This is a genomic window from Lederbergia panacisoli, from assembly GCF_024626525.1.
In the GTDB taxonomy this organism is placed as follows: Bacteria; Bacillota; Bacilli; order Bacillales; family Bacillaceae_C; genus Lederbergia; species Lederbergia panacisoli.
In genome coordinates this window covers 1-12,301 of the sequence record NZ_JANJGU010000024.1, presented here as the reverse complement: position 1 = coordinate 12,301, position 12,301 = coordinate 1, and the positions used below count along the sequence as shown (strand labels likewise).

At 38.2% G+C, this 12,301-nt stretch carries 12 protein-coding genes and 1 rRNA gene; 8 read left to right on the top strand and 5 right to left on the bottom strand.

From position 1 onward, the window contains the following. Positions 1 to 79: 79 nt before the first annotated feature. Together pflB and srtD are read right to left on the bottom strand one after the other, a co-directional pair. The gene (gene pflB / locus NQ185_RS19160) at positions 80 to 2,308 is read right to left on the bottom strand and encodes a formate C-acetyltransferase (RefSeq protein WP_257583676.1); all 2,229 of its coding nucleotides are present in this window, start codon (positions 2,306 to 2,308) and stop codon (positions 80 to 82) included. A 191-nt stretch (positions 2,309 to 2,499) separates the two neighbouring features. Next, a complete protein-coding gene (srtD, locus tag NQ185_RS19155) occupies positions 2,500 to 3,081 on the bottom strand; it encodes a class D sortase, LPxTATN-specific (RefSeq protein WP_257583675.1) in 582 nt (193 codons plus the stop codon). A 251-nt stretch (positions 3,082 to 3,332) separates the two neighbouring features. Here srtD and NQ185_RS19150 point away from each other — a divergent pair, with 251 nt between their 5' ends. After that, entirely contained in the window at positions 3,333 to 4,331 is a 999-nt protein-coding gene (locus NQ185_RS19150; protein WP_257583674.1) for a glycoside hydrolase family 5 protein, read from the top strand. Positions 4,332 to 4,367: 36 nt separating this feature from the next. On the opposite strand, the gene NQ185_RS19145 is transcribed toward NQ185_RS19150, so the two are convergent. Beyond that, positions 4,368 to 5,063 (bottom strand): hypothetical protein, encoded by a 696-nt coding sequence (locus NQ185_RS19145; protein ID WP_257583672.1) that lies wholly within the window; start codon positions 5,061 to 5,063, stop codon positions 4,368 to 4,370. 134 nt (positions 5,064 to 5,197) lie between these two features. Here NQ185_RS19145 and NQ185_RS19140 point away from each other — a divergent pair, with 134 nt between their 5' ends. The 3 genes from NQ185_RS19140 (at position 5,198) to salA (ending at position 8,345) form a co-directional block, all read left to right on the top strand. Beyond that, positions 5,198 to 5,638, top strand: coding sequence for a DUF2521 family protein (locus NQ185_RS19140; protein WP_257583671.1), 441 nt, complete (start codon positions 5,198 to 5,200; stop codon positions 5,636 to 5,638). Between the two features lie 68 nt (positions 5,639 to 5,706). Then, positions 5,707 to 6,417 (top strand): N-acetylmuramoyl-L-alanine amidase CwlD, encoded by a 711-nt coding sequence (cwlD, locus tag NQ185_RS19135; RefSeq protein WP_257583670.1) that lies wholly within the window; start codon positions 5,707 to 5,709, stop codon positions 6,415 to 6,417. An 869-nt stretch (positions 6,418 to 7,286) separates the two neighbouring features. Beyond that, on the top strand, positions 7,287 to 8,345 hold the full coding sequence (gene salA, locus NQ185_RS19130; RefSeq protein ID WP_307001672.1) for an iron-sulfur carrier protein/transcriptional regulator SalA: 1,059 nt from the start codon (positions 7,287 to 7,289) through the stop codon (positions 8,343 to 8,345). A 61-nt stretch (positions 8,346 to 8,406) separates the two neighbouring features. Here the strand turns inward: salA and gerD are convergent, their stop codons facing one another. After that, a complete protein-coding gene (gerD, locus tag NQ185_RS19125; protein ID WP_257583669.1) occupies positions 8,407 to 9,015 on the bottom strand; it encodes a spore germination lipoprotein GerD in 609 nt (202 codons plus the stop codon). 147 nt (positions 9,016 to 9,162) lie between these two features. Here gerD and NQ185_RS19120 point away from each other — a divergent pair, with 147 nt between their 5' ends. Together NQ185_RS19120 and NQ185_RS19115 are read left to right on the top strand one after the other, a co-directional pair. Continuing rightward, positions 9,163 to 9,810, top strand: a complete 648-nt coding sequence (locus NQ185_RS19120) for a KinB-signaling pathway activation protein (RefSeq protein WP_257583668.1) — start codon at positions 9,163 to 9,165, stop codon at positions 9,808 to 9,810. A gap of 336 nt (positions 9,811 to 10,146) precedes the next feature. Beyond that, on the top strand, positions 10,147 to 10,617 hold the full coding sequence (locus tag NQ185_RS19115; protein ID WP_257583666.1) for a VOC family protein: 471 nt from the start codon (positions 10,147 to 10,149) through the stop codon (positions 10,615 to 10,617). Between the two features lie 116 nt (positions 10,618 to 10,733). Here the strand turns inward: NQ185_RS19115 and NQ185_RS19110 are convergent, their stop codons facing one another. Beyond that, positions 10,734 to 11,483 (bottom strand): polysaccharide deacetylase family protein, encoded by a 750-nt coding sequence (locus NQ185_RS19110; protein ID WP_257583665.1) that lies wholly within the window; start codon positions 11,481 to 11,483, stop codon positions 10,734 to 10,736. Between the two features lie 149 nt (positions 11,484 to 11,632). On the opposite strand from NQ185_RS19110, the gene NQ185_RS19105 reads away from it, so the two are divergent. Beyond that, entirely contained in the window at positions 11,633 to 11,869 is a 237-nt protein-coding gene (locus NQ185_RS19105; RefSeq protein WP_257583664.1) for a hypothetical protein, read from the top strand. Positions 11,870 to 12,103: 234 nt separating this feature from the next. Further along, a 16S ribosomal RNA gene (locus NQ185_RS19100) occupies positions 12,104 to 12,301 on the top strand; the annotation flags it as partial.

The following is a 12,301-nucleotide window of genomic DNA, read 5'->3' as shown; positions in this document are numbered from 1 at the left end:
TTTCTTTTTGTTTTTTTTTGTTTTTTTTTTGTTTCGGCCCCGCCCACACAAACAACTCTCAAACAATTCTGCTTCCTTACTACATTGTTTCGTGGAATGTCCGATTGATTACGTCGATTTGTTGTTCTCTTGTTAGTTTGATGAAGTTGACGGCATATCCAGAGACACGGATTGTGAGTTGTGGGTATTCTTCTGGATGTTCCATTGCGTCGAGTAAGGTTTCTCGGTTGAATACGTTTATGTTTAAGTGATGTCCGTGTTTGATCATGTAACCGTCTAGAATGGCCGCCAAGTTAGAGATTCGTGTTTCTTCTTCTCGTCCAAGTGCTTTAGGCACGATTGAGAAGGTGTTGGAAATTCCATCTAGTGCATATTCGTATGGAAGTTTTGCAACAGAGCTTAAGGATGCGATTGCTCCTTTTTGATCCCGTCCGTGAAGTGGGTTTGCTCCTGGCGCAAATGGTTCACCTTTCCGTCTTCCATCCGGTGTATTTCCGGTCTTTTTACCGTAGACAACATTTGATGTAATCGTCAACACTGATAAAGTTGGTGTTGCTCCGCGATATGCTTGATGTTTTTGGAACTTATTCATAAAGGTTTTGACAAGATCTACAGCGATATCATCGACGCGGGCATCATTGTTTCCGTATTTAGGAAAATCTCCTTCGATTTCAAAGTCGACAGCAATGCCGTTTTCATCGCGAATTGGTTTTACTTTTGCATATTTAATGGCGCTTAAAGAATCGGCAACTACAGATAATCCAGCAATTCCACCTGCCATCGTCCGTAAAACTTCACGGTCATGCAGAGCCATTTCGATTCTCTCATAGCTATATTTATCGTGCATATAATGAATCACATTCAGTGTGTTCATATACAGCCCAGCAAGCCATTCCATCATATGATCAAATTTGTCCAAGACGTCTTCATACTCCAAATATTCTGTAGTAACGGGTGCAAACGCAGGTCCAATTTGCGCTTTCAAAATTTCATCTTTACCGCCATTAATCGCATAAAGTAATGCTTTTGCAAGGTTTGCGCGAGCCCCAAAGAATTGCATTTGTTTACCGATCGTCATTGCAGATACACAGCAGGCGATACCATAGTCATCACCATAAATGCCACGCATGAGATCATCATTTTCATATTGGATAGAGCTTGTTTTAATAGACATATTCGCACAGTACTTTTTAAAGTTCTCTGGAAGCAAAGTGGACCAAAGAACTGTTAAGTTTGGTTCTGGAGATGGCCCTAAATTATCAAGGGTGTGCAAGAAACGGAAAGAGTTTTTCGTAACGAGTGGTTTCCCGTCAAGACTGATTCCACCGATAGATTCTGTTACCCAGGTTGGATCTCCACTAAACAATTCATTGTAATCTGGTGTTCTAGCAAACTTCACTAGACGCAATTTCATAACGAAATGGTCGACGAGCTCCTGTGCTTCGCTTTCAGTTAAGACACCACTTTCCAAATCCCTTTCAATATAAATATCAAGGAAAGTAGAAACTCGACCTAAACTCATTGCTGCGCCATTTTGTTCTTTAATTGCTGCTAGATAAGCAAAATATAACCATTGGAATGCTTCTTTAGCATTTGTAGCTGGTTTAGAAATATCGTAACCGTAAATTTGGGCAAGTTCCTTCAACTCTCGAAGAGCACTGATTTGTTCAGCCATTTCTTCACGGTCACGAATTACTTCTTCCGTCATCATGCCATTTCCGATTAAATTCACTTCCGCTTTTTTTTGCTTAATCAGGAAGTCAATTCCATATAGGGCGACCCTACGGTAATCCCCGATAATTCGTCCTCGTCCATATGCATCAGGAAGCCCCGTAATAATACCCGCTTTCCTAGCTAATCTCATTTCTGATGTATAAACATCGAAAACTCCTTGGTTATGGGTTTTACGATATTTTGTAAAAATCTCTTCTACTTCATCTTCTACTTTGAAACCGTAAGATTCTGCTGCTGCCTCGGCCATCCGAATACCGCCAAATGGCTGCAATGATCTTTTAAACGGTTTTTCCGTTTGGAATCCGACAATTTGCTCAAGTTCTTTTTGTAAATATCCGGGACCGTGGGAAGTAATGGTAGACACAATTCTCGTATCCATGTCCAACACGCCGCCATTTTCACGCTCAAGCTTCGATAATTCCATCACTTGCTTCCATAAAACGTTCGTAGCTTCTGTTGGTCCTTCTAAAAATTCCTCGTTGCCCTCGAATAGAGAGTAATTATTGACGATAAAATTTCGAACATCCACTTCCTGCTGCCAGCGACCTTCTACAAATCCTTTCCAATGACTCATTTGAAGCCCTCCTTGATATTTAAAATGAAGCAATAATGTAGATTGAAGATATTGTGAAGTATTGAGCAATTAAAAATGCAATTGTGAAATGGTGAGCAATACCCTCATATTTATTATAGCACCTTTATATTTTTAATGATATTAGTTTTATGACAAATTGTTGTCAAAATGAAAAATGAAGCCATAAAGCATCATTTTTTAGGGAGTGCATAAATAATAAAACGGTCCGGGGCATTTCCGATATATTGAAATGGGTAACATGTCGTTACGGTAAGAACCTCCTTATCATTAGTAGGAGCAATGATGGTTCGATCGTCAGCATCCACAATTTTTGTATTATCAATGATGTATTCATACTCGCCATAAGGCATCTTCACAATAAATGAATCGCCAATTTCAAGCTCTCCGAATTTCCGAAATACAGTATCTCGATGGCCGGATAACACAATTTGATTTTTTTGGCCGGGAAATACTGTTCCGGGATAATGGCCAACCCCGCTTTTAAGTTCTTCTTCGTCAACTCCATGTAAAATAGGAATCTCCCTTTCTAATGCCGGGATTTCTAAGATTCCAATGACTTCGCCTTTTTCAGCATTGAAATCAATCTCACTTTGTTGAGCAATGCCCTTTTTTTTGTTTGTATGTTCGACCTTTGTCATTGCTTCTTTTAAAGCTTTATTTTGCGATAAATTCATATCAAACATTTGCCATATACTAAATACAATAATGGCACCACCTAAGACAAGAAGTAGAATAGATAATTTTTTTTGCATATGATAGATTCCTTATTTGGATTTTTAACTAGATATATCAGAAAAATGGCTATTACACAGTAAAATCATAATTTAATTCAAATATAGCTGAATTTTTTTAAAAATGAAAGAGAACCTGGAAGAATATAGAGTACTTGCCTTCTACAATTTATTGATCCTATACTTTCTGTGTGGAAAACGGTTACACTATTATTAATCCACCTATGAATCTATCAGGGAGTAAAAAAGACGGAAAAGTGAGGAATCGATCAATGGCTGGGAAACTTCAAGTGTTGAAGAAAAGTGGAGTCATGACTCTTTGCGATGAGACTGGAAATCCCATTCAATTGCGGGGAATGAGTACGCACGGATTGCAGTGGTACCCAGAAATTATTAACAATAATGCGTTTGCTGCACTTTCCAAGGATTGGGGGGCGAACGTCATTCGACTTGCGATGTATGTAGGCGAAAATGGGTACGCGACTAATCCGAGTGTGAAAGAAAAAGTAATAGAAGGTATTAAGTTGGCGCGGGCAAACGATATGTATGTGATCGTGGATTGGCATGTTCATTTTCCGGGAGACCCGAATGCCAAAATTTATGGTGGTGCAATGGACTTTTTTAAAGAAATATCAACTATGTTTCCAAATGATGCAAACATTATTTATGAACTGGCAAATGAGCCAAATGGCGCTGATCCCGGTGTCACAAATGATAGGGCAGGGTGGGAGAAGGTTAAGTCGTATGCTGAACCGATTATTAAAATGCTCCGAGAAAGAGGAAACGAAAATCTTGTCATTGTCGGAAGTCCAAACTGGACACAACGTCCCGATCTTGCGGCTGATAATCCAATTCAAGATGAAAATACTATTTATTCTGTGCATTTTTATTCAGGATCACATAAGACTTCACCTAGTAGCAGCGACAGAAATAATGTCATGAGTAATGTGCGTTATGCACTCGAGCATGGTGTAGCTGTCTTTGCCTCGGAATGGGGGACAAGTGAAGCCGATGGAAATAATGGTCCATATTTGGAGGAGGCTGATGAATGGCTAAGCTTCTTTAACGAAAATAATATAAGTTGGGTAAACTGGTCATTAACGACGAAAAATGAAACGTCGGGTGCTTTTACACCTCACGAACAAGGTAAAACAAAATTGGATCCCGGTAAAGATCAAGTGTGGGGTCCAAAGGAATTGAGTGTTTCAGGAGAATATGTTCGTGCACGCATAAAAGGGACCAAATATGAGCCAATTGACCGTAGCCTTTGAATTTAAAAGCCTTAACCTTTAGTATAGGGGTTAAGGCTATTTTTTATCATTTCCTACACTTAAAACCTCTTCTATCTCATCAGGCATTACTTCACTGTCATGGTTATACCAAAAGTATTGTTCTCCATCAAAAAAGAAAGGAATTTTTTCGGCAACAGGTGCGGAAGTATAAACAAGGATGACATAGGAACTCATTTTAGGATTTGAATAATCAAATGCTACAGTGGTATCCGTTTTTCCTGATTGCAAAATGTCAATAAGTTGAGAAATATCCTTTTTTTCCGTGATGGCTTTCCTTAAAATGAATTGGTTGTAAGATACTTCATCAAAAAGTTGAACTCTGGCCACTTCATCTTTAAGAATAGAAGGAAAGTCTTTCCACTTGTCCATTTTGTAATAGATTTTATAGCCATTTATTGAATCCTTATCTCGTATCGCAATTAAATTTGGTTCATTTTTAATTTCGTATAGAACCGTTCCAACAGATAGAAATGCAGCATCGCCATTTTTAGATTTATAATTAGGGTTTCGAACATTTCCTTCCAACATATGTTTAATTTCCCCGATTTTTTCTCCAATTAAATTAGGGTCAGCAATTTCCAATTGGCTGCCTAAATATTCTTCCCCTTCAAACTGCAAAAAATCAACCCAATCAATGACTACATTTGATTGAAATAATTGGTTGCATCCCGTTAATAATAGGATACATGCAATTATGAAAAATTTCTTCATGTATAAAGCCCCCCTACACTTTATAGACGTTTTTATGTTAAATATTGTTTCGATTTCCATAAATCATTTTTTAATTTCAATGTGCATTACTTCTTCACGTTCGTTGAAACTATGTGAAGGAGGATGAAATTAGCATGAATGTAATGACGAATTTTTCAGAGAAAAAACGTGAAAAACAATTATATAATGAGCGCAAACTTTTACGTGATTTATCAATAGAGGAAGTAAAAAAAAGCATGATCATCCATTTTAATAAAATGCGAATTGGAATAGGGCCTTTAGATGAAGGAGTTGAAGAGGCCTGTTTCGATGTAGCGATTGAAGCATATTTAAATGGAGGTGAATTTAGCCGCTTTACCATTCACGGTGAAAATATTGACATGGCGAAAAAAAGGTGTCACCAAGATATCACTCATTTTATCGATACATTATATTATTTTTGGCTCTACTTAGATTTTGGAAAAAAGATGATTAGTGACGAGGATACGTTCATAGCGTGCGAGCATTTTGTTGATTATTGGTGGGTAAATGGTTACAGGAAAGGAGAGAGGAGGTACAAATTACGCCTTCATTAGGTTTCCCGTTCTAAAAAATAATCTTGTCCCATATGCTTTTACGAAGAAAGCATGAAGGGGAAGATCGAATGGGTGGAAAAGCAAAGATTATTTTATTTTTCGTAGGAGCAGCAGTACTATTTCTTCTTATTCAATATAAGTTTTTGCCTAAGGATTCTTTCGATACGTGGAATCTTCCGTTGACAGGAAAAATAATTTATTTAGATCCCGGGCATGGTGGTCCAGATGGGGGAGCGGAAGGCGGAGAAACGCAAGAAAAAGATATCGCATTGAATGTTTCCTACATGCTTCGTGATTATTTGCAGGAGCAAGGGGCACTCGTGTTAATGACGAGGGAAACAGATACTGACCTTGCTTCCCCTGACACAAGTGGATTAAGTCGACGTAAAACGGAAGATTTGCACAAACGACTTAAAATAATAAATGACTCAGAAGCGGACTTATTCCTAAGTATTCACTTGAATGCCATTCCTTCACCGCGCTGGAGTGGCGCCCAAACATTTTATGCGCCCCATAATCCCGACAATAAAAGGGCGGCTAAGTTTATTCAACAAGAGCTAGTGTTAACTTTAGGAAATACAACAAGGGAAGCTAAAACGATTCAACAAATTTTTTTATTGAAAAATGCTAAAAAACCCGGGGCCTTAGTGGAAATTGGATTTCTCTCGAATCCGACTGAACGTGAATCACTAAAACAGGAACAGTATCAAGAAAAAGTCGCTTTTTCCATTTATAAAGGCATCCTTCGTTACTTTTCGGAGGAGAAGTCATTAGAATAATCCGGGAGATTCCCGGATTGTTTTTGTTATAAATGTCTCCTAACAAACTTCTTGTCCTCTTCCCTGCGATAAGTCAACATCGATTCGCCTTGCAGGCTCATTGTGTTTCCTTTATCTTAGTCAGAGGCCCTAAAGTTTGTACGTCGATAAACAGGCGCTTCTGCTTTTCTTTGTCTAGCTCCAGCGCCTATCGACTAGTGGATTTCTATGTCCCTTCCTACGATAACTCAACATCGATTCGCCCTTGCAGGCTCATCGTGTTTCCTTTATCTCGTCAGGGACTACGAAATCCATACGTCGATGAACAGGCGCTTCTGCATTTCTTTGTCTAGCTCCAGCGCCTATCGACTAGTGGATTTCTATGTCCCTTCCTACGATAACTCAACATCGATTCGCCCTTGCAGGCTCATCGTGTTTCCTTTATCTCGTCAGGGACTACGAAATCCATACGTCGATGAACAGGCGCTTCTGCATTTCTTTGTCTAGCTCCAGCGCCTATCGACTAGTGGATTTCTATGTCCCTTCCTACGATAACTCAACATCGATTCGCCCTTGCAGGCTCATCGTGTTTCCTTTATCTCGTCAGGGACTACGAAATCCATACGTCGATGAACAGGCGCTTTCGCATTTCTTTGTCTAGCTCCAGCGCCTATCGACTAGTGGATTTCTATGTCCCTTCCTACGATAAGTCAACTTCGATTCGCCCTTGCAGGCTTATCGTGTTTCCTTTATCTCGTCAGGGACTACGAAATCCATACGTCGATGAACAGGCGCTTTCGCTTTTCTATGAGCGTATAATCGTTCTTTCAAAAGTGCATTATGATATACTGAAAAAGGAATGAAAACGATGATAAGGAAGGTGTGAGACCTTGATCACTGAACAGCAAACATATGATATATTGAAAAAAATGGAAGATCCATTACTACATAAAACACTTGAAGAAACGAACGGTATTCTTGAAGTGAAAGCAAAAGAAGAAAAAGCACACGTCAGTGTAAAAATTGCCCTTGCTAAAACGGGGACGCCTGAACAGCTCCAATTGCAAATGAAAATTGTAGATACATTGAAAAAAGCGGGTGCAGCAACTGTAGGAATCCGCTTTGCCGCCTTATCCGAGGAAGAATTGGAGAAACACCGTGCCTCAGGGGATTTGCAAAGTGATTCAGCCGGGCTGCTTTCTCCCGATAGCAAAACAACCTTTGTCGCTATTGCCAGTGGTAAAGGAGGAGTGGGTAAATCAACAGTATCGGTTAATTTAGCTGTTGCCCTTGCCCGCCTTGGAAAAAAGGTTGGACTAATCGATGCGGATATATATGGATTCAGCGTTCCAGATATGATGGGAATTACGACGCGGCCAAAGGTGAAAGGAAATCAAATAATTCCAGTCGAACGTTTTGGTGTAAAAGTAATTTCAATGGGATTCTTTGTTGAAGATAATTCTCCTGTCATTTGGCGTGGTCCGATGCTAGGTAAAATGCTTAATAACTTCTTTACTGAGGTCGAGTGGGGAGAGCTAGATTATTTATTGCTAGATTTACCACCTGGTACAGGGGATGTTGCACTTGATGTTCACACCATGCTGCCTAGCTGTAAGGAAATTATTGTGACGACTCCGCATCCAACTGCGGCTTTCGTTGCTGCAAGGGCGGGAGCAATGGCTCTGCGCACGAATCACGAAATCCTAGGCGTAATCGAAAATATGTCTTATTTCGAAAGTAAATTAACTGGAGAAAAAGAATTCGTTTTCGGCCAAGGTGGCGGAGATAAGCTAGCAGAAGAATTAAGGACGGAACTATTAGGAAAGCTACCTCTGCAGCAGCCCGACTGGAATGAAGAAGATTTCGCTCCTTCCATTTATGATGAAAATCATAGAATTGGACGTATTTATGGTGAAATTGCAGAAAAGATGGGACAAATATTAGGCTGACAAAAAGGAGCGTATACCCTTGAGTATTAGGGTGTATGCTCCTTTTTTCAGGCTTAGCCTACTACTGGCCGCCTCCCTCTCCTCCTTGGCCGCCACTTTCGTCATCCTTCTTATCTGACTTTCCTTTTCCGGCTTCTTCAGCCGCTTTTAACAGTAATTCTTGAATTTTAGCTTTATAAAGAGGACTTTCAATTGTTTCCGTTACAACATCTCGCATTTGTTCACGGAATTCTTTACTTTTTAATGCTTTAGCAAAATCCTTTTGCATTTCCGGATTTTGAAAAATTTCCATTAATAACCCTTGATAGTCAGGATCTTTCATTAAATCCTTCAGTAAAGCTTCATGTTCTTTTTTCATGCTTTTTGCAACAGAAGCAGCGAATTTCGGATCCTTGAATGCTTTTTTCCAAAAATCCTCGCCCTTTTCCGAGGTAAGTGTTTTTTCAATCGTATCTGTAACAACCGCTTGATCCATAATCAATTGTTGTTTCATTTCATCGTCTTTCATCATATCTTGAAGGGCTTTTTTGCCTTCGTCTGATTTTAAAATATCAACAATCATTTTTTTCGTTTGATCATAATCTAATTTTGCATTTCCTGGTTCATTGCCACTGCAGGAAGTGAGAGTAAGTAAAGCAATTAACAGGAGCAAATATACAGTTTTACGCATGAATGAAGCTCCTTTCTAAGACAATATCCCTTACATTTAATATGAGATTTTGTGAAGAATTTATGCACAATCTAGACAATCATGGCTTTTTTATATGAAGATTGATAAAATCGGTTTGTTAAGTATATAAATGGGGGAATTTTGGAAGTGACTATTAGGAACTTAATTAAATTTTTATTTAACTCACTCATATTGGGTGGTTTGATAACGGGTATATTAGGGTTTATTATACGTTGGAGTGAATTCCAACCTTATTTTGCAGAAGTGAAAATTGGGGCTATCCTTTCTACCTTTATTTGGCTTGTCGGAGTGGGATTCATTTTTGCTGTTGTAAGCCAAGTTGGATTTTTTGCTTATTTATTTATTCACCAGTTTGGACTTGGGCTATTTAAGTCTATATGGAATGCCGTCCAGCTTGTTCTAGTTGTTTTTGTCTTGTTTGACCTCATTTATTTCCGTTTCCAAGCTTTTGCGGGTGAAGGTGAAAGTCTCATCCCATACATTGGACTAGCTTTGTTTATTTTGGTGGCAGCATTGGTCGTTGCTTTTTTCAAAGCAAAAATGACAAATCGAAACATTTTTGTTTCCGCGTTATTTTTCATGGTTGTCGTCACCATTCTAGAATGGCTTCCAGTATTGCGTCCGAATGATGAGAGCTGGATATACTTAATGATTTTTCCGCTAATTGCGTGCAACGCCTATCAAATATTAATGTTGCCTAAATATAATCGTTTATCGGCAGAAGAAAGAGCAAAGAAAACATCAAATATACAAAATAAAAAAGCGACCCGATAAAATGGTTACCCGTTCAGTTGGGTGGTACGAAACTTTAAATAATGCCGCAAATATCAATACAAATAACATTAAAGTACAAATTAGCATTGCTTTTAGCGGTGCTAATTTTTTATTTGTTTATCTAAGTATTATTGCAATAAAAGGAAAACAATTATTTGAAGAATTATTGCTCTGAATTGTAATAGTGAACTTATTCAACTAAAGAAGCAGTTTCCTTGAAAAAGAAACATATTTTGTAGAGCGAATTATCAATTTGTTTGCAGGGTTGTTTTTTGACATTGTCGAATTTTTAAATGCTACCAGTTTGAAAAAAATTGACTATGAAGGATGTTTTGTATGAGTGAACATACTATTCTTAGACAGGAGCAATTAAATGAAATGGAAAGCCCGATCTTCTCCATAGATCACGTGCAAATCCCAATTTGTGGGGATTTACAACAGGCGGCAGAATGGTATCAAAATATGTTTGGTGTTGGTGATAACCTACCAAGTCCATATGATGATTGTTGGTTTGCGGGTATTCCTACTAGCAGAGGTAATTTATTTTTAATTAAAACGGATGACGCTGATTCTAAAGCTTCTTTTAACAAAGCTGGTAAAGAATTTCCGGTTATCATGTTCAAGACTTTTCGGATTGATGAAATTCACAAAAAATTACTTGTAGATAATGTTAAAATTGTTGCTTACGATGAAGAAAAAGATGAAAATAAAGATCATTTTAGATTCCTGACGTTCTATGTTCTGTGGGGGAATTTACTCGGATTTATCCAGGATCCGCCTTCGGTACCTTGGTATGGTACAAGATAATAAAATGTTAAAAATTCCTTGATTGTTAAAAGACCGCTGATTCATATGCGAATCAGCGGTCTTTTCCGTGCTTTTTTTTGCATTTTGTACGTCTTAACTAAACTGGCTTTTTTGTTTTAAGGTACCAATGTCGTCTTCACTTTCCCATTTGCTATAAGGATTGAAAGAGTGACAAGCTGGTCTTTTTCCTTAATAGTTGAAATAACGGCTGGCAGTGCTTCGGCCGTTTGAGTGGCAGAATCGGAAGCATGCATTAATATAATATCTCCCTTTTGTACTTTTTGGACGTTTTTCACGATTTTTTTGACTCCTGGGTTTTTCCAATCTTGTGAGTTTAAGCTCCAGTGAACAACCGTTAATCCGAGATGATTTGCAATTTTAAGTGAACGTTTATCGAAATGTCCAGTTGGAGAGCGTAGTAAAGCTACTTCCTTTATGTCCAATTTTTTCAAAACATCCAAAGATCGTAATATATCCCTTCTTACCTTCTCGTCTTCCAACTCTGTATAATCTTCGTAAGCATAGCCAAGACTCCCGATTTCAAATCCCATATCTTTAATTCTTTTTACTGTATCTGGATGCCTTTCTGCCCATGCTCCAGAAAGAAAAAATGTAGCAGATCGAACATCACTTTTTTCCAAAACATCAAGAATCGGTTCCGCTTGAACATCGCCCCACCCAATATTAAACGTCAAGCTAATTCCCTTTTCACCTTTATAAATTGCTTTCGGTTCATCTTTCGTACCAAATACCGGAGTATGAAGGGTAGCTTGAGAGAAAAAAAACAAGGCTGTAAAAAATGAGATTAATACTACGAATAACCCTTGCTTTACTTTACGGCCATTTAAGGTAATAAAAAAATCCATACCAATCCTCCTTGTCTGCCTGTCCATAATATTCTATGTACAATGACGGCCTTGATATGAATGTAATGTGTTTTAGCTTCTCATAATTTCAATGTAAAATGGAAATACATAACTATACACTATAAAAACACTCTAATTGAGGTGTATATATGCTTGGTATACTTTTAAGCGATAGAGATAAAGAAGAAATTATTTACTTGTTGAAAAGAGAAATGGATGAAATTCTATTTGATTTAAAGGATACAAGAATTGAATCAATCGTTAAACAGTCTATGCAAGACCGCTATAAGACTTTATTCTCATTATTTAAACGGGTAGCGTCACAACATGAGTGCATGAGGTATGTTTTACCGTCCTCAAATAAATCGAGTGGTATGGGAAAATAAATGATAAAAAAGTTATTGACATGTGATATAAACCTTGTTATAGTAATAAACGTTGCTGAAAAAAGAGTTAAAACAGATTAAAAAAAGTTTTAAAAAACTCTTGACGAGTGAATGTGGATTTTATATAATAATAAAGTCGCTTAAAAAAAGCAGCGCGTTTGATCTTTGAAAACTGAACGAAACGAAGCGTTAAAATAATTTTTTGCAAGACCAGCTAATGAGCTAACAAACTACTTTAATGAGAGTTTGATCCTGGCTCAGGACGAACGCTGGCGGCGTGCCTAATACATGCAAGTCGAGCGGACTTTTGGGAGCTTGCTCCCAAAAGTTAGCGGCGGACGGGTGAGTAACACGTGGGCAACCTGCCTGTAAGACTGGGATAACTTCGGGAAACCGGAGCTAATACCGGATAACTTCTTTTCTCGCATGAGG